Source organism: Bradyrhizobium arachidis (assembly GCF_024758505.1).
Taxonomy (GTDB): domain Bacteria; phylum Pseudomonadota; class Alphaproteobacteria; order Rhizobiales; family Xanthobacteraceae; genus Bradyrhizobium; species Bradyrhizobium manausense_C.
Genome location: NZ_CP077970.1, coordinates 5,998,338 through 6,016,134 on the forward strand (window position 1 = coordinate 5,998,338; position 17,797 = coordinate 6,016,134).

The following is a 17,797-nucleotide window of genomic DNA, read 5'->3' on the forward strand; positions in this document are numbered from 1 at the left end:
CGCCCGAGCTGGGCCGCCGTTCGATCGGATCGGTACCCATCGAAGCCTTGAGGGCTGTCTGACGTAGCGAGATCGCGACCGGCACTTCATCGGGACCCGAATGGTTGAACGAACTTTAGGTTCGCATAACAAGGGAGGGATCGACGAAGATGGTCAAGCATATCACGATCTGTGCCGGTATCGATACCGGCAAACGGAAGCTTGATGTGGCGATCGAAGGCCGCCGCGAGCCGCTGCAGGTGGAGAACACGTCGGAAGGTCACGAGGCTTTGTCGGCGTGGCTGCGACAGAATCGCGTCAAACGCATTGGCATCGAGGCGAGCGGCGGTTACGAACAGCCGGTCGTCGCCGAACTGCGGCGCAAGCGGTTTGTGGTTGTGGTGTTCCAGCCGGCCCAGGTCCGGGCTTATGCCAAATTCCACTTGCAGCGGGCCAAGAACGATAAGATCGATGCCGCTCTTATCGCAGCCTGCACCGCAGCGGTGCGGAAGATCCATGCCGCTCCCGATCCTCGGTTGCTGCCGTTCGCCGAGCAACTGACCATGATCGATCAGATCGGCGAGGATATCGCGCGCCTCAAGAACAGGATCGAGAGCTGCCGCAATGTGAGGATTAACCAGCTCTGGCACGAGGATATCGCTCGCCTGGAGCAACGTGAGAAGGCCGCACTCAAGGCTCTGGTCGCCTCGATCTGCAAGCATCCCGACCTTGCCAGGAGGCTCGCGCTGATCAACAGCGTCGCCGGCATCGGGCTGCCGACCGCCGTTGCCATCCTGGTGCGTCTGCCTGAGATCGGCCGGATCACGCGGGAGCAAGCTGTCGCTCTCGCCGGCCTTGCGCCCTATGACGACGACAGCGGCGACCAGGTCGGTGTTCGGCATATCGAGGGCGGACGAAAGCGGCTGCGTCGCGCTCTTTATACCGCTTCACTGGCTGCATCGTTTCGATGGAATCCGCAGCTCATCCAGCTCTACCGGAGGCTGACCGCAGCCGGAAAGGAACACAAGCGCGCGCTCGTTGCCTGCGCCAGGAAGATGCTCATCTTCGCCAACACGGTGGTAGCTCGCGGCACGCCATGGTGCGGCGAACCGCCGGCGGGATCATTCTCTGTTTCTTAGTTCGACCGGGACGCGTTTCTTCGTCCCGACCTACGGCCCCTCACGACGTCGCGCGCAGCGTCCGTCAAGGATGGCCGTCGTTTGCCCCAACTTCACGCGATCTGCCGCCAGGCCACGCCTTGACGGACGCGAGCACGGCGTCATCATGAAGACGCCGACGACTAAACGGCGTAAAGCACAGCCGCCATTTAATGGTTGCTACGAGCTATCGTCGTTCACCATAGTCACTACCGTCATCCGCTTGAATCTCAAACCGTCACCCTGAGGCGGCCGCTTCTTCAGCGGCCCTCGAAGGGCGACGGCCCCGCTGTTGCATCCCGGCCGTTCATCCTTCGAGGCTCGCCCCGCGGTAAACCGCGCGGCGAGCACCTCAGGATGACGGGACCAGACTAGACGATCGAAGCGGCTACGGCCGCACCGTCCGCGTCAGCATCGGAAAATGCTTGTTGCCGCCCTTGAACGGCGGGAACTGGACGAAGTCTGCGCGCATGCGCTTGATCACATCAGAGGTCAACGCATACGACAGTGCTTCGGGGCTGTCGAACACCAGCTTGTTGCGCTGCATGTGGGCCTCCCGGCGCGACGGCAGGCGATCGACCCAGTCGATGCCGGAGTAGATCTCGACCTGACGGACATTCGGGAAGGTCCGCATGATCCTTGGATGGTGCTCGAGGTAATGCAGGTGCCAAGCGTTCAGATCCTCGGCCGGGCCGGGATAGTGGACGAGATAGCTGCAGGGGCTCGTCGTCCCCTCGGGATGCTCGGCTACATCGACGGTAAACGAGCGCGTCACCATCGCCTGGTGCGTGACGTCCAGTCCCTTGAGGCCCGGCACGCCTCCGCCGGCCGCAAGGTCAGCGATGACGCCGCCGCGGTCGAGCGCGGCTTCGCAGGCGAAGAGATCGGGAAAGCGCAGCTGGAGGGCGAAGGTCGGCCCCGCACCATCGGCCTTGTAGGGATGCTCGATCGGATGCTGCAGCGGCGTGAACAGCAAGCCTTCAGACATGCGCGGGACCGTTAAGATCATGGCCGCAGCGGCAGCAAGATCGTCGGAGCTGATCCGGCGTTCACCGGAGGGATCAGAGAACGTCATGAAGAACGAGATCATGAAGGTACTGCCTCCGCTCCCTCCTCCGCGTGCAGATGCCTCACGAGCGCGGCTCTGATGTCGTCGGGCCAGGGGATGGCATGATGATCGACCAGCGATGTCGCGGCCAGGATCTGGCGGGCCTTCCAGCGCATCCCGTCCGCGCCCGAGACGACGTGTGCCAGATGCAGCGAGGCACGGCCGACCTTGCCGATGCGCAAGGAGAACGTCAGGCGATCGCCGAACAGCGATGGCCTTGAGAAATCGCAGGAGAGATGCACCGTGGGCGTGCCGATCTTGCGGACCGTGATCAGTTCAGGCCAGGGAAAGCCAATATCCGCCCAAAACTCCTCGACGACACCGTTGAGGATGTTGAGATAGGACGGGAAATAGGCGATGCCCGAGGGATCGCAGTCCCCGAACCTCAGCTCGCGCGCGAAGGAGAACGTCGTCATCAGATCGCAACGACGGGATGTCTGATCACGCCGACGCCGTCGATGCCGGCTTCGACCACGTCGCCGGGCCACAGCCATTCCTGCGGGCTCATGCCGGCGCCGACGCCCTCGGGCGTTCCGGTCGCGATGATGTCGCCGGGCTCCAGCGTCATGCCGGACGAGATGTCAGCGATCAGCACCGGGATGTCGAAGATCATGTACTTGGTGTTGGAGTCCTGCTTCATGACGCCGTTCTTGGTCAGCCACAGCCGCAGATCGTGCGGATTGGGGATCTCGTCCACGGTCACGATGCAGGGGCCGAACGGCGCATAGGTGTCCATGCCCTTGGAAAAGATCCACTGACCGGCGCGGCGGTTGTCGCGCGCGGAAATGTCGATCATGACCGAATAGCCGAACACGTGATCCATCGCCTTGTCGGTCGTAATGCGCGTTGCGGTCTTGCCGATGATGACGGCGAGCTCGACCTCCCAGTCGAGCTGCTGCGTCATTCTTGCATTGTGCTGGATGGCGGCGCCGGGGCCGATCACCGAGGTCGGCGGTTTTGAGAAAACCACCGGCTGCTTCGGCAGATCCTTGCTGGTGTCGAGTCTCTCAGCGGATTCCGCCACATGGGCGCGATAGTTCAGCCCGATGCCAAAGATGTTTTTCCGCGGGCGCGGGATCGGGGCTTGCAGCTTGACGTCCTCGACCGCAACAGCGGAGCCGGCCGGGAAGCGGCCATTGGCGTCCTCCAGTGCATCCCTCAGCGCCGGCAGCAGCGTCACGCTGTTGTCGATGAACGACAGCATGTCGCTCGGCCATGTCACGCCGCTGGACGCACCGAGATGCTCGACATCGACGACCAATCCGTTGACGAGCGCGCCGAGGCGCGCACCGCTGGAGCCCAAAGTGTAGGTGACGAGGCGCATGGAAGCTTGATCCGACTCTTTCGGTTGAGGTCTGTTGGTGGGTGCGTCAGTTGGCGACCGGCTGGTGGCCGGCATTGTCGCCATAGGCCTCTTCCCGGTAGAGGCCGAGGCTTTCGATGACGGGGAGATCGTTGAAGCAGAACAGGCAGGCGTCCTCGCCGTCAGAGAGATTGCCGTGCTCGTGCCAGGCCCAGGACGGCACGCAAAAAATGTCGCACTCCTGCCACTCGAAACGCTTGCCGCCGATCACGGAATAGCCGCGGCCCTTGGCGACCTGGTAGATGAAGCTGCCGGTGTGGCGGTGCGATTTGGTGCGCTCACCCGGCCGCAGCAGCTGCATGCTGGCGCCGATCGTCTGCATCACGTGCCCGCCGCTGATCGGGTTGACGTAGTTCATGAGGATGCCGTCATAGGGCGATCCGTCGGTCGCGGCGCCGTATTTGCGAAGCGAGTCGTAGGTCGGCTCCCACTCATATTTGAACATGGGCGAATAGCCTTTTGACCAGCGCGAGTCTGCGGGCCGCAGACCCGGATTGCCCCAGGTCTTGGTCATGTCGTCGACGGGATAGCCGGATGCTTCCTGCTGAAGCTTTGGATGCACCACGAAGAAATTGGCTTCGAGCGCATTGACGAGGGGAATGTCGAGCCCGTCCTGCCAGATGCAGACCGAGCCGTTGGCCTCGACGCCATGCTCATGCCAGGTGCCGTTCGGCGTCAGCACGAAGTCGCGCGCCCCTAACGTCATCTTGTGCCCGTCAACGATTGTATAGGCGCCAGAGCCTTCCATGATGAAGCGCAGGGCGGAGGCCGAGTGCGCATGCGCGGTGGCGACTTCGCCGGGGTGCATCACCTGCAGGCCCGAATAGAGCCAGCCGACGGCGGCCGAAACGTCGCGGCGGCCGGGATTGTTGAGATAGATCACCCGGCGGCCCGCCTTCTCCGGCGAGACCAGCTCGACCGAGCGCAACACGTGCTCGCGCAGATCGTTGTAGCGCCAGAGCACGGGAACCGAGGCCGATTGCGGCGCCCACGGCTCGATCTTGTTGGCGACCGTCCAGAGCGCGCCAGCTTCGTACTTTTCGAGATCCTTGTAGTAGGCCTTGAGCTCAGGCGTATCCTCGACATTGGCCCGGCCGATCACGTTCTCGCGCATCCTGTCCTCCAAAGTCCTATTGCAAGTCCTATTCCGATCTCAGTGGTATCGACATGAAGCCGCCCTGCTCCGCGGTCTCGCCCGTCGTGCTGTCACCGTCCGCCAGGCCCAGCGGCGCCAGCGGACGCCGATTGACCCGCAGGTCAAAAATGTCGAACCGGTTGTAGTGCGCGACGATGTCGTGCATCTGCTTTGGCTGGATGCAGCGATCGAGGTCGATATCGGCGTAGACGATGCCCTCGTCGTCGATCAGCGGTTCCCCGACGACGCGGCCGTCCGGCCCGATGATGCCCGAGAATGCGCTGGATTTCCGCTGCAGGCGCGCACGGGCGTCGGGCACGACAGCCTCCATCGCCTTGATGATCTCCTCCGACACGGTCGAACAGGAGACCACCGTAAAGATCTTGCCTTCGAAGGAGTGGGCAATCGCGCGCAACTTGATCGCCTCCGCCATGTCGTAGTCCGGCGGCGCGACGGGAAGCGAGATGTAGCTCGCGACGTGCACCAGCTCGCCCTGCCCCAGCAGCGCAAAGCGCGCCAGCGTGTTGGTGTTCTCGCCGCAGGCCAGGCCTCCGAGGCGCCCGATCTCGGTATCATAGACGCGCAGGCTCGACCCGTCACCGCCGGTCCAGGTCAGCTTCTCGGCCCAGGTCGGCACCAGCTTGCGGTGCTTGCCGAGCAGCGAACCGTCCGGCCCGATGAAGACCAGGGTGTTGTAGATCGCGCCCAGCGACACCGGGCTGCGCTCGTTGACGCCGAGCACGACGTAGCATCCGCAATCGCGCGCGGCCTTGCGGACGACATCGACCTCCGGCCCCGGCACCAGCACCGAGGCTTTTGCGAGCTTCTCAAACCAGGCACTGCCCGTGACGGGATCGGTGATCCAGTTCCAATAGGGATAGCCGGGAACGAAGACCTCGGGGAACGCGACGAGCCTTGCGCCGTTGCCGGCGGCTTCACGCACCAGTGAAGCCGCCTTGTCGGCGGTGGCGCTGGCATCGAGATAGACTGGCGAGGCCTGGACGGCGGCGGCTCTAAAGCGCGGCAGCTTCAGCATTCGGCCCCCCCCCTGTCGCTTCCGTCATGACCTTCAGCAGGATCAGATATCCGCTAGAGTGCCCATGGTCCGGCGTTGACTTACTTCACATGTAAACGTATGCTAACGCATATTTCTGGAGGGTGCAATGGCCGAACGTTCCTTCGCTCGCGAAGTCGAGGATCTCCGGCTCGGCGACGGCGACACCTTTCGCGGTGAAGGCATCCTCGCCATCACCAAGGCGCTGCTGCAATCCGGCGTCGCCTATGTCGGCGGCTACCAGGGTTCGCCGATCTCCCATCTGATGGACGTGCTCGCCGACGCCAAGGACGTGCTCGACGACCTCGGCGTTGTGTTCCAGAGCTCTGCCAATGAAGCGGCCGCAGCAGCCATGCTGTCGGCCTCGGTGATGTATCCGCTGCGCGGCGCGGTCGCCTGGAAATCCACGGTCGGCACCAATGTCGCCTCCGACGCACTCGCCAACCTCGCCTCGGGCGGCGTCACCGGCGGCACCATGATCATCGTCGGCGAGGATTATGGCGAAGGCTCCTCCATCATGCAGGAGCGCACCCACGCATTTGCGATGAAATCGCAGATGTGGCTGCTGGATCCCCGCCCCGACCACGAATGCATCGTCAACCTGATCGAGAAGGGTTTTGAGCTCTCCGAGTTCTCGAATACCCCGGTGATGCTGGAGGTGCGCGTGCGCGCCTGCCACATGCACGGCAGCTTTGCCTGCAAGGACAACGTCAAGCCGGCGCACACCATCAAGGACGCGCTCAATAATCCCAAGCGCGACGTCAACCGCATCGTGCTGCCGCCGGCGGCCTATGAGCACGAGCAGGAGAAGATCAAGACGCGGATGCCCGCGGCTGTTGGATTCATCCGCGACAACAAGCTCAACGAATGGATGGGACCGAAGCAAGGCAAGGTCGGCATCATCATGCAGGGCGGGATGTACAACAACGTCATCCGCGCGCTGCAGTATCTCGGCTTGTCGGATGCCTATGGCAACACGCAGGTGCCGCTCTACGTCATGAACGTCACCTACCCCGTGATCGATGCCGAGGTCGCAGAATTCTGTGTCGGCAAGGACGCCGTCCTCATCGTCGAGGAAGGTCAGCCGGAATATCTGGAGCAGGCGATCAACACGGTGCTGCGGCGCAAGGACCTCAACGCGCGCGTCCATGGCAAGGACGTGCTGCCGATGGGCGGCGACTACACCGCGCAGGTGCTGCTCGGGGGCGTGCGCGAATTTTTGGAAAAGACCGAGCCGCGACTGCTCGGCAACCGGCCGCCGGCGCCGGACGCTGCGCCCGTGCTCAATCACCCCGCGATCGAAAAGCTGAGGCAGGTCGTGCCGGCGCGCCCGCCCGGACTCTGCACCGGCTGCCCGGAGCGGCCGATTTTTGCCGCCATGAAGCTCGTCGAGGAGGAGCTCGGCCAGCACCACGTTTCGGCAGACATTGGCTGCCATCTGTTCTCGATCCTGCCGCCGTTCAACATCGGCGCGACGACCATGGGCTTTGGCCTTGGCCCAGCGTCGACTTCGGCCTTCAACGTCAAGGCGGACAAGCGCTCGATCGCCGTGATGGGTGACGGCGGCTTCTGGCACAATGGGCTGACCAGCGGCATCGGCAACGCCGTCTTCAACAAGCATGACGGCGTGTTCGTCATCGTCGACAATTACTACACGTCGGCGACCGGCGGTCAGGACATCCTGTCCTCGCGCGCCCTCAACAAGCGGCGCAACACCAACAACTCGATCGTGCAGGCCGTGAAGGGCATCGGCGGCCAATGGGTGCGGCAGCTCGACCGCACCTACGACGTCGGCAAGATGCGCGATACGCTGAAGGAAGCGCTGACGACCAAGGAGGCAGGCCCCAAAGTCATCGTCGCCTCCTCCGAATGCATGCTCAACAAGCAGCGCCGCGTGAAGCCGCAGATCTCAAAGGCGATCAAGGACGGCGCGCGCATCGTCAAGGAGCGCTTTGGCGTCGACGAGGACGTCTGCACCGGCGACCATGCCTGCATCCGGCTCTCCGGTTGTCCGTCGCTCTCCGTCAAGCAGCTCGACGATCCCCTGCGCGATGATCCCGTGGCCGCCATCGACAATTCCTGCGTCGGCTGCGGCAATTGCGGCGAGGTCGCCGAAGCCGCCGTACTGTGCCCGTCGTTCTATCGCGCCGACGTCATTCATAATCCGACCGGCTGGGATAAGTTCAGGTCGAAGGTCGCCATGGCCGTGATCGGCTGGCTGCAGCGGCGGCGCGACCGCAGGCGTCCCGCGCTCGAGGCGCTGGCATGAGAGACGAAACGGTCAGACTGGCGCTGCCCGCCGCGGGCGATGCAACCGAGCGGCCGATCTCGATCGCGATCGTCGCGATGGGCGGCCAGGGCGGCGGCGTCTTGACCGACTGGATCGTGCAGCTCGCGGAGAACCACGGCTGGGTCGCGCAGTCCACCTCGGTGCCCGGCGTCGCGCAGCGCACGGGTGCGACGATCTACTACATCGAGGCGATGCCGCCGCTCGACGGCCGCAAGCCGATCCTGTCGCTGATGCCGACGCCCGGCGACGTCGACGTCGTGATGGCGGCGGAGTTCATGGAGGCCGGCCGCTCCATCCTGCGCGGGCTGGTGACGCCCGACCGCACCACGCTGATCGCCTCCAACCACCGCTCTTTTGCGATCGGCGAGAAGATTGCGCCCGGCAATGGGATCGCCGACAGGGGCGCCGTGTCAGGCGCGATCGGCGTTGCCGCCAAGACCGAGATCATCTTCGATCTGAACGCGCTCGCGATCCAACACGGCAGCGTCATCTCCGCGGCGATGTTCGGCGCGCTGGCAGGTGCCGGCGTGCTTCCGTTCAGCCGCGAGAGCTATCTCGACGTCATCAGAGCCGGCGAAAAAGGCGCGAAGGCGAGCGTCGGGACGTTCGAGGCGGCGTTCGACCGGGTGCAAACGAAATCGTTCAACGACGTGGCGCCTGCGGCAGCGAAGCCCGCGAAGATTGCGCCCTCCCCCGTGATGCCCGATGCAGACCTCAACGGCCTCGTCGCGCGGTTAAAGGACTTGCCTGAGCCGGCGACGGCCATGGCGCGCGCTGGCTTGAAGAAGGTGGTTGATTTCCAGGACGTCGCCTATGGTGGCGAATATCTCGGTCTCCTCGGCTCGCTGCTCGCTGCCGATCGCAGCGCCGGCGGTGCCGGGAAGAGCTTTGCCTTCACGCAGGCCGCCGCCAAGTATCTGGCCAACGCGATGACCTATGACGACGTCATCCGCGTCGCCGATCTGAAGACACGCGCCAGCCGCCGCAGCCGGATCGAGGGCGAGCTGGAGCTGTCGCAGGGCCAGGTGCTCCAGACCACCGAGTTCATGCATCCGCGCATGGAGGAGGTCATGGGCATGCTGCCGGCCGGTTTTGGCCGCTGGCTTGGCGCAAGGCCCCGCCTGCTCGGCTGGCTCGATCGCCGGGTCAACAGAGGGCGCCGGGTGAAAACCTATTCGCTGCCCTGGTTTCTCGCGCTTTACGTCGTCGGCGGCATGCGCGGGATGCGCCGCCGCTCGCTGCGTCATGCCGTCGAGACCGCGCACCGGGATGCGTGGCTGAAGGCTGCGACCGCGGCCGTCGGCACCAACTACCAGCTCGGCGTCGAGATCCTGCAATGCCACAGGCTGGTCAAAGGCTATTCCGACACCCATAGCCGGGGGCTTTCAAAATTCGACAAGACGCTCGCCGCGATCAAGCTGATCGAGCGGCGCGACGATGCCGCGGACTGGGCCCGCCGCCTGCGCGAGGCCGCGCTGAAGGACGGCCCCGGCAAGGAGCTCGATGGTGTCATCCTGACCATCAAGACATTTGCGTGATAGCCTCCCCACCCTCTTGACGAGACGCCTTGTCCGCTATTGGTCATGCAATGCCTGCAGCACTCAAAGACAACGTCGTTCCCGTCCAAGGCCAAATCGAGACCCGGCTTTGGCTGCAATTGCTGTCGCTGCATGGCGAGCTGTTTGCGTCGCTGAATTCGGTGCTGAGCTCGGAATTCGGGCTGTCGCTGGCAAAATTCGACGTGCTGGCTCAGCTCGATCGCTATCCTGACGGGCTCGCGCTCGGGCAGTTGTCGCAGAACCTGAAAGTATCAGGCGGCAATGTCTCGGGCCTGGTGCAGCGGCTTCTCGCCGACGACCTCATCAGCAAGGCGATGTCGAGCGAGGATCGCCGCTCCTTCATCGTCCGCCTGACGCCGAAGGGCGCAGCGCTATTCCGCAAGGCGGCCGACGTTCACAAGAGGCATCTCAGCACGCGGCTGGAAAACATCCCGGCACAGGAGCTGGACACCGCGCTTGGCGTGCTGCGATCGCTCTCCTCAAAGATCCGTACCGAAAGCAAGAAGCAGAGTCGCAGGAAATAATGGCCAGAGAAACCAAGGGCAAATGGAAGTCCGGTCCGCCCCGGACCAAGGACCAGTTGCAGACCTACATCCCCTATCTGTTCAACCGCCTCGCCAATCGCTGGAATCTCGACCAGAACCGCGACCTCGCCGAGCACAACATCAACAACGTCGTATTCCGGACGCTGTCGGTCCTGTTCATCTACAAGACGCTGACGGTCAACGAGGTCGCTGTGCTCGCCGTCACGGAGCAATCGACCGCGAGCCGCATGGTCGAATCCATGGTGTCGGCGGGCCTCGTCAAGCGCGAGATCGCCGAAGAAGACCAGCGCCGCCGCGTCGTGGCGCTGACGCCCGATGGCGAAGCGTTGTTGCGCAAGATATGGCCGATCATGGAAAATAATTACGATCGGCTGACCGAGGGTATCGATCCCGACGAAATCGAGGTGTGCGCGCGGGTGCTGGCAAAAATGGTTCAGAACATCAAGCAGAACCTGATTTAGGGACCAAGCCCCACAAGACTCGTGCCGCCGCAGACATAGAGCACCTGGCCCGTCACGAAGTCAGAGCGCGCGTCGAGGAAGAATTCGATCGCGTGCGCGACGTCTTCGCGCGAGCCGAGCCGCCCCACGGGCACGTGGCGCGCCATCTGCTCCTGGCGCTCCGAGCCCTTTGGGATGATGCCTCAGAAATTGTCGGTCAGGATCGGCCCCGGTGCAACGACGTTGACCGTGATGCCGCCGGAGGCCAGCTCGAGCGCCCAGGTTCGCGCCAGACCGTGCACGCCGGCCTTGGTGGCCGAATAGGCCGAGCGCGTCGCCGCCCCCATCGCCGCGCGCGAAGAGACGAACACGATGCGGCCGAAGCGGCGCGACTTCATTCCCGCAAGCGCGGCCTGGGTCAAAAGCATCGGTGCCCCCAGATGCAATTGCGCGAGCGTCAAAATGTCTTCCGGCTTTGCATCGGGCAGCAGGTTCGGCAGGATCACGCCCGCATTGTGCACGATGCGATCGATTGCATGGTCGCGGCAGATTTCTTGCGCAATCGCGCGCGTCTCGTCGATACCGGTGAGATCCGCGCGATAGGAAGCGACCAGATCGTGCGTCCAGTCCGGCTTCTCCAGCCCAACCGAGACGACACGCTCGCCCTTTTCGACCAGCCTCTTGGCGAGCGCTTCGCCGATGCCGGAATTGCCGCCGGTGATGAGCGTGGTGTGGATCTCGCTCATGGTCAAACCTGCCGCTTCTTGAGGTCGCGCAAATCGTGGAAGGCACCCTCGCGCATCAGTTTTGCGACAAAATCCTTCAGGCCGCCGCGCTGGATCTTTTCCGTGGCGGTGAGCGGGAGAGCGTCGACGAAGGCGATCCAGCCGGGCGCCTTGTAATAGGCCATCTGCTCCAGGCTCCAGTGCACGATGTCTTCGGCGAGCTTTTGATCCGCGCCCCCCTGCTCCGCGATGATGACGGCCGCGACCTCGTCGCCGCGGACCTGATCGGGCGTCGCGGCGACCGCGGCCTGCCGGATCGCGGGATGGCGGTTGAGGACGGACTCGACCTCGACGGCAGCAATGTTTTCGCCGGAGCGGCGGATGACGTTCTTCTTGCGGTCGACGAAATGCAGGTCGCCATCCGCATCGCGCGACACGATATCGCCGGTGTGCAGCCAGCCGCCGGCCCACGCCTCGTCGGTGGCCTCGGCGTTCTTCAGGTATTCCCGGAAGAAGCCGTAGCGGGGGTTGCTGCCGGCCCGCCGCACCAGGAGTTCGCCCGGCGTTCCCACCGGCGCGTCGTTGCCACCGTCGTCGACGATGCGCACCTCGACCTCCGCGGCCGGACGGCCGAAGCAGGAGGTGCCGACCTTGCGCGGCTCGACGTTGGCGGCGATCACGCCGCCGCTGCCGGTCTCGGTCATCGCCCAGGCCTCCAGCAGCGGAAAGCCAAAGCGCTCCTCGAACGGGGCGTGCAGCAGCTTGTCCACGCCGGCGCCAAAGCCGAAGCGGACGGTGTGCGCCTTGTCCTGCTCCGAGGCCGGCGTACTCATCAGCATCGACGGCATGACGCCGAGGTAATGGAGGCAGGTGGCGCGGCTGTCGCGCACCGATTGCCACCAGGTGCGTGGATGGAAGCGGTCGAGCATGGTCAGGCTGCCGCCGACCGACAGCATCGCCATCAGCGACACCGCCATCGCATTCATGTGGAACAGCGGCAGCGGCGTGATCATGCGCTCGCTGTCGGGTTTCAGATCGATCAGCCCTCCGGCGTCGCGATACCAGTTGCCGGAATGCAAGAAGTACTCGTTGGTGAGCACGCAGCCTTTGGGCTGCCCGGTCGTTCCCGACGTGTAGAGCAGCGCGCATTCGGTCGCGCTATCGCCTGTCGTTGCCGGCCGAGCGCCGCCGAAGGGCGCTGGGATGTCGTCACTGTCGGTCACGACCGGAATTCGACGGCCAGCCTGGCGCGCCGCCGTCTCGACCTCGCCGCGCCGCTCGGTCAGCACGAAGGCTGCGCTCATCTCGGAATGCGCGACGATGTATTCGAGCTCGCTCATCCGCAAATCCGGATTGATCGGCACGACGGAGACGCCGAGCGCGTTGAGCGCGAACCAGAGCTCGATGAACACCGGCCGGTTCTGGAGCAAGAGCCCGACCCGGTGGCCCTCGCCATAACCACGGCTCGCCAATGCGGCCCGCCGGCGCTCGACGCGGTCGAGCATGGCGCCATATGAGATCTCGCCCGCCGCGATGCCGTAGATGGCGGCCGTCTCCGGCAGCACGTTGAGGAAGCCGGCCCCGCCCCGGCGCAGGGCGGTCTCGCGAAAGCGGCCGAAAACTGTCGTCGCAGCGGTCACGGTCTGCTCACATGAAAAGCTGGATGTTGCCGAACGGCGCGTCGAAATTGACGAGATCGACGCGCTTGAGCTTGATCTTCAGGACGTCGCCGTCCCCTACGAATTCGTGCGAGGCCCATCCCGAGAAGCGTTCCAGCAGATCGCCGCGCGTCTCGGTGTAGATGTAGGACGTCTTCGCCTTGAACACGCCGGCCGCATTGTCGCAAACGACGATCTGCGGCGCCTGCAGCAGATGATGGCAGCGGCTCTTCGGCTTCTGGCTGAAGGTGCGTTCGCCGGCGAGACGTTCGACCCGCACCTTGAGCAGCAAGAGGTCCTCGTACATCAGCGACGGCTGGAGCACCGGATCCTGCTGCTGCCACTCCATCGGCATCCAGTAGCGCCCCTCGGGATGGAACAGATCGAGCCAGGCCTGCCATTGCATCGTATCGAGAAGCTCGGCCTCCCGGTAGATGAAGTCGGTGATCGTCTTCTCAGTGATCATTCCGCGGCCTCGACCTGCTTGTTCATGTCCATGGTCATGAACTTCGCCCAGGCATGAAACTGGTTCCGCATCTGGCGCTCGGAGGTGCCGTTGATGACGGCGGTCGCATCGGCCTCCTCGCCGGCCTCATAGAGGCGCTGCAGATTGACCCATTGATTGCCGTTTGATTTCAACCCTTCCTGTGCGCGTTCGTACATTTCGAGATCGTCGTGACCGACGATCGAGGTCGGCGCATTGATGAAGCGGTTGTACATCAGCGCGCGTTCGTAGAGCTTGTCGGGCGCGCCGACCAGGCGATAGACCCAGCTCTCGACCAGCGTCTTGTCGACCGCGATCGGGATGAAATTGCGCAAGATCTGCACGGCGCCCTTCACCATGATGTTGGGGAAGTAGACGGTGTTGTGCCTGACTTCGCCGAGAATTTCATGCGCCCGCTTCTCGCCATAGGCCGCGACCATCTGGCCGAGATAGCCGTCGATGTCGGAATAGTTCGAATGGATCGAGTTGGCGACGCCGGTATGGCCGTGGCCGTTCGGCCAGATCCTGATGCCGCTCTGCTCATAGAATTCGTACGGGCTCATGAAGGGGCCGTAGAGCTGCACCGCCATCGGCGTTTCCGTGGCATCGCCCTGCTCGCGCTTCCACACTTTCACTGCGGTGCCGGCCGAGCTCTCATGCGCGACCATGGGATGGCAGGTGTCGGTCTGGTTCTCGACCAGCATCTTCCAATTGCAGGTGTGCATGTAGCGGATCGGCGCCGCAATGACGGCGAGCTTCCCCTCGGGCGAACGGTCGACCATGTTGTCGATGGTCGACAGGCTCTCGCCAAAATAATCCTCGAAGGAGACGCCGGTGTCGTTCAGCCGCGCGAAAATGAAGTCGCGATAGATCACGACGTTCTTGATCCTCGACAGGCCTTCATTGGCCTTTGCGTCCCCAAAGCCGGTGTTCTCATAACCTTTCTTCAGGGGGATCGCGAGCAGCGAGCCGTCGGTCTTGAACGACCAGGCGTGATAGGGGCAGCGGAAGAATTTTCCGGTGTTGCCGCAGGGCTCGGATGCGATCTTCACGCCCTTGTGCGGGCAGCGGTTGTAGAAGACGTGGATCGAGCCGTCGGTGTGGCGGCTGGCCATCACCGGCTGCCGGCCGATGTTGGCGGTGATGAAATCGCCGGGTTTTGAAAGCTGGCTCGCGTGCCCGACATAGATCCAGCTATTCGGGAACAGGTGCTCCATCTCGAGGTCGAAGACCTCCGGGTCGACATAGACGTCGCGGTGAACCTCGGCCTCGCGCACCAGCGCCGCGATCGCGCGGGCATTCTGTCCGTATTTTGCCATGGCGTCCTTGCCTCCCCCTTAGAGATCCAGAACCAGCCGTTGCGACTTCGCGCGCGACACGCAGATCTGCATGACCTTGTTCGACGCCTTCTCGTCGTCGCTGAGGATGACGTCGCGATGGTCGGGCACCCCTGCGATGACGCCGCACTGGCAGATGCCGCAGTCGCCGCGCTGGCAGTCGTAGAGAACGTCAAGACCGGCCGCTTCCAGCGCTTGGATGATGCTTTGGCCGGCCGCAACGGTAACGACCTGCCCCGTCGATCTGAGCTCGACCTCGAACGGCTTGTCCGGAGAGGACGGTTGCTCCGCCTTGAAGAGCTCGTAGTGGATATGATCCGCCACAATCCCGGCAGCGAGCGCGCCAGCCTTGACCGCCTCGATCATGCCGGCCGGACCGCAGACATAGACGTGGGAGGCCGCGGGAGCACCCTTGAGCGCCGCGGCGATGTCCAGACGGGACGCGTCGCTGTCATAGTGGATGCGCAGCACATCCGCGCAGATCGCGCGTAATTGCGGCAGGAACGCCAAGAGTCCTTCCGTCCGGCCGGCATAGTGGACACGGTAGGAAATGCCCTGTTCCTTCAGCTCCGCCGCCATCGACAGGATCGGCGTGATGCCGATGCCGCCGGCGAACAGCAGCGCTGGTGTGCGCCCCTCGTGCAGGCAAAAATTGTTGATCGGGCTGGTCGCCGTGACGACGTCGCCGACCTTCAGCGCATGCATGAACTGTGAGCCGCCGGTACTCTGCTGCTCGCGCAGCACGCCGAGCGCCAAGGTACCCGCGGGCAAATCCGGCAAGGCCATCAATGAGTAAGGCCTATCGCCCCCGTTCGGCAGCGACACGCGGATGTGCGCGCCGGCCTGCCATTGCGGAGCGCTTCCGCCCTCCACGCCGAACACAAGGCTCCGAATGTACGGCGTCTCCGCAGCAACCGACTGCACCTTGAGTTTCAGCGGATGCGCGTCCATTCAGGCATCTCGAGTTATATGAATTTGCATATTTTTAGACATGTAATAATTTTTTGTCAATCGGCACTGGGGGTGGGCGGAGGCGGGCCGCGGCGTGGGAAGATGGGCTCGGAATGAGCGAAGTTCAGTTGTTTGGGAGGACCGCGCCCCAACTGCCGCTGTCATGCCCCGGCTTGACCGGGGCATCCAGTACGCCGCGACCTCTCGGTTCAATCACTGCTGTCTCTGGAATACTGGATCGCCCGCCTTCGCGGGCGATGACGGCTGCGTGCGTGGAGAAGCCGTCCGACTCTCGAACAGCAGGCCCTGCGCGCCTTACGACTTCCGCTTGCCGGGATCGCTGTCGGGGTTGTCCAGCTTCTGGAACATCAACAGCGGGCGGAAGATGAATCGCGCATAGGCCTCGTAGTGGCGCTGGGTCGAGAGAGCGTACTTCAACGGCGTCGCGTAGCTCGCCTCGAAGGTCATCGACGGCGCGTAGTTAAAGGAGAAGCCGGTCCCCACCGAGGCCAGTTCGACGATGCCCGGGAATGTCGAATAGACTGCGCCCCAATCGGCGAAAACGTAGGTATCAAAACCCCTGAGCCAGTTCGACCAGTTGTAGTGCAGCTCGGCGTTGACATAGTAGCCGCTGTCGCCCGCGACCGCGTTGGTCGGATAGCCGCGCACGGTAGTGGGACCGCCGATCGAAAAGATCTGGTCGCCCGGCAACAGTTTTTCCTGCGTGTACTGCCAGCTCGCCAGGAAATTGACGCTGAAGTTGGGCGGCCCGCCGGCCGCCGAGGCGATCATCGAGCCGGTGTAGGTGTTGAAGGTGCGGTTGTTGCCCAGCACGTGGTCGTGCCATTCGATGTAGTTCACCGCGGGCGAAACGGTCACCGAGTAGGTGTTGCCGAAGTTGGTCAGCGAGAAGCCGCCGGTGGCCTTGTCGTAATGGTCGTTGGTGACGGCAACGTCGACGAAGCGACTGATCGTCTTGCCTTCGGTCTCGGCGGCGTTGAGCAGCAGCATCCAGTTCTGGGTCACCCAGACCGGCTGGCTGAAATTGACCGAAGCCTGGCTCGAGCGTCCGGTCACGTCGAGTGCGACGAACGGCCCCTGGATGATCTTGATCTGGCCCTGCGTGTAGCTGACGCCGACGCGCCCGCCCCACGGGTTCACCGGGACGCTGTAGGCGACGTTGCCGTTGAGGTTGCCGTCCGACCGTACGCCATAGAAGGTCAGACGGTCGTCGACGCCGAACAGGCCGTGGCGCTTGTAGAACATGCCGCCTTCCCACCGGCCGGTATTCTGGACGCCCTGATTGTCCACGAAGAGCTGCCAGGTATCGACCGGCGGCTCGATGACCGCGAATTGCAGGTCGGTCAGGCCAAAATTCGTTCCCGGCTGTAACAGCGCCTTGATCTGCACGTCATTGGTCCGGTTGAACCAGATCACGTCCCGATTGAGCTTGGGAACGTCGAGCACCTCGCCGACGGGCTCCTTCACCCGCTGGAGGATGTAGTCGGTTCGGGTCTGCTGATTGCCCGTGACGGCCATCTTCTCGAGACGCCCTTCGGTGAGCTTGACGCGAACGACGCCGTCCTTGGCATCCTGCTCCGGCAAGGTCGCGATCGCCGTGACGATGCCGCGCTCGGTATAGATGGCGTTGATGTCGGCGACGAGCTGGAGCAGCGTCGCAATGTCGGCGTCCTTGCCGACATATTTCTTCGCGATCTCGTCGAGCTCCGCCGGCGTGATGAATTTTGACGTGTCGAACTCGACCTTGCGCAGCTTGAACTTGGGTCCGCCGGGCTTGAGCAGCGGGGCCTTTTCCCGCTCGCCGCCGATCACAGCGGGACCCTGGATCTTTGGCGGCGCGCTGCGCTGCTCGAGCTGCTGGCGCTGCCGGTCGATGTCGTTCTGGATCACGCCCGGATTGATTTGCTGGATCTGCGCGCGCGCAGCGACGTTGCAGGAAACTGCAAGTCCGATCCCCAGCGCTGCCCCCAGCCCCCGCATCGTCAATCCCG

Annotated in this window: 15 protein-coding genes and 1 pseudogene; 5 read left to right on the forward strand and 11 right to left on the reverse strand. The window is 63.7% G+C overall.

Translation table 11 applies throughout. From position 1 onward, the window contains the following. The first annotated feature begins 149 nt into the window (after positions 1 to 149). Positions 150 to 1,118, forward strand: a complete 969-nt coding sequence (locus KUF59_RS27870; protein WP_258767225.1) for an IS110 family RNA-guided transposase — start codon at positions 150 to 152, stop codon at positions 1,116 to 1,118. A gap of 406 nt (positions 1,119 to 1,524) precedes the next feature. On the opposite strand, the gene KUF59_RS27875 is transcribed toward KUF59_RS27870, so the two are convergent. The 5 genes from KUF59_RS27875 to KUF59_RS27895 are packed head-to-tail and all read right to left on the reverse strand — an operon-like array spanning position 1,525 to position 5,778. Continuing rightward, on the reverse strand, positions 1,525 to 2,226 hold the full coding sequence (locus KUF59_RS27875) for a hypothetical protein (RefSeq protein WP_212455403.1): 702 nt from the start codon (positions 2,224 to 2,226) through the stop codon (positions 1,525 to 1,527). After that, entirely contained in the window at positions 2,223 to 2,660 is a 438-nt protein-coding gene (locus KUF59_RS27880; RefSeq protein WP_212455404.1) for an acyl-CoA thioesterase, read from the reverse strand. Before KUF59_RS27880 ends, KUF59_RS27875 begins: the two co-directional genes overlap by 4 nt. Continuing rightward, the gene (locus KUF59_RS27885) at positions 2,660 to 3,568 is read right to left on the reverse strand and encodes a fumarylacetoacetate hydrolase family protein (protein WP_212455405.1); all 909 of its coding nucleotides are present in this window, start codon (positions 3,566 to 3,568) and stop codon (positions 2,660 to 2,662) included. The genes KUF59_RS27880 and KUF59_RS27885 overlap by 1 nt, the downstream gene beginning before the upstream one ends. Positions 3,569 to 3,614: 46 nt before the next feature. Next, on the reverse strand, positions 3,615 to 4,721 hold the full coding sequence (locus KUF59_RS27890) for a cupin domain-containing protein (protein ID WP_212455406.1): 1,107 nt from the start codon (positions 4,719 to 4,721) through the stop codon (positions 3,615 to 3,617). Positions 4,722 to 4,749: 28 nt separating this feature from the next. After that, on the reverse strand, positions 4,750 to 5,778 hold the full coding sequence (locus tag KUF59_RS27895) for a carbon-nitrogen hydrolase family protein (protein WP_212455407.1): 1,029 nt from the start codon (positions 5,776 to 5,778) through the stop codon (positions 4,750 to 4,752). A 127-nt stretch (positions 5,779 to 5,905) separates the two neighbouring features. On the opposite strand from KUF59_RS27895, the gene KUF59_RS27900 reads away from it, so the two are divergent. Genes KUF59_RS27900 through KUF59_RS27915 form a run of 4 tightly spaced genes read left to right on the forward strand, consistent with a single transcriptional unit; the run spans position 5,906 to position 10,651 of the window. After that, entirely contained in the window at positions 5,906 to 8,065 is a 2,160-nt protein-coding gene (locus tag KUF59_RS27900) for a thiamine pyrophosphate-dependent enzyme (protein WP_212455408.1), read from the forward strand. Continuing rightward, positions 8,062 to 9,624 carry an indolepyruvate oxidoreductase subunit beta family protein gene (locus KUF59_RS27905; protein ID WP_212455409.1) on the forward strand — a complete coding sequence of 521 codons (1,563 nt, stop codon included), beginning with the start codon at positions 8,062 to 8,064 and terminating at the stop codon, positions 9,622 to 9,624. Before KUF59_RS27900 ends, KUF59_RS27905 begins: the two co-directional genes overlap by 4 nt. A 50-nt stretch (positions 9,625 to 9,674) precedes the next feature. Further along, entirely contained in the window at positions 9,675 to 10,169 is a 495-nt protein-coding gene (locus KUF59_RS27910) for a MarR family winged helix-turn-helix transcriptional regulator (protein WP_212455410.1), read from the forward strand. Next, positions 10,169 to 10,651: a MarR family winged helix-turn-helix transcriptional regulator gene (locus KUF59_RS27915; RefSeq protein WP_212455411.1), complete on the forward strand. Its 483-nt coding sequence runs from the start codon at positions 10,169 to 10,171 to the stop codon at positions 10,649 to 10,651. The genes KUF59_RS27910 and KUF59_RS27915 overlap by 1 nt, the downstream gene beginning before the upstream one ends. Here the strand turns inward: KUF59_RS27915 and KUF59_RS27920 are convergent. The 6 genes and pseudogenes from KUF59_RS27920 to KUF59_RS27945 all read right to left on the reverse strand — a co-directional run bounded on the left by KUF59_RS27920 (position 10,648) and on the right by KUF59_RS27945 (position 17,786). Next, positions 10,648 to 11,376, reverse strand: a pseudogene (locus KUF59_RS27920) (SDR family NAD(P)-dependent oxidoreductase). The gene KUF59_RS27915 and the pseudogene KUF59_RS27920 sit on opposite strands and share 4 nt — an antisense overlap. A gap of 2 nt (positions 11,377 to 11,378) precedes the next feature. After that, positions 11,379 to 12,995, reverse strand: a complete 1,617-nt coding sequence (locus KUF59_RS27925) for an ATP-dependent acyl-CoA ligase (RefSeq protein WP_258767248.1) — start codon at positions 12,993 to 12,995, stop codon at positions 11,379 to 11,381. Between the two features lie 7 nt (positions 12,996 to 13,002). Next, entirely contained in the window at positions 13,003 to 13,479 is a 477-nt protein-coding gene (locus KUF59_RS27930; protein WP_212455414.1) for an aromatic-ring-hydroxylating dioxygenase subunit beta, read from the reverse strand. Next, positions 13,476 to 14,816, reverse strand: coding sequence for an aromatic ring-hydroxylating dioxygenase subunit alpha (locus KUF59_RS27935; protein WP_212455415.1), 1,341 nt, complete (start codon positions 14,814 to 14,816; stop codon positions 13,476 to 13,478). Before KUF59_RS27935 ends, KUF59_RS27930 begins: the two co-directional genes overlap by 4 nt. An 18-nt stretch (positions 14,817 to 14,834) precedes the next feature. Further along, positions 14,835 to 15,785 (reverse strand): PDR/VanB family oxidoreductase, encoded by a 951-nt coding sequence (locus KUF59_RS27940; protein WP_212455416.1) that lies wholly within the window; start codon positions 15,783 to 15,785, stop codon positions 14,835 to 14,837. 315 nt (positions 15,786 to 16,100) lie between these two features. After that, a complete protein-coding gene (locus tag KUF59_RS27945; protein WP_258767249.1) occupies positions 16,101 to 17,786 on the reverse strand; it encodes a ShlB/FhaC/HecB family hemolysin secretion/activation protein in 1,686 nt (561 codons plus the stop codon). Positions 17,787 to 17,797: the final 11 nt, after the last annotated feature.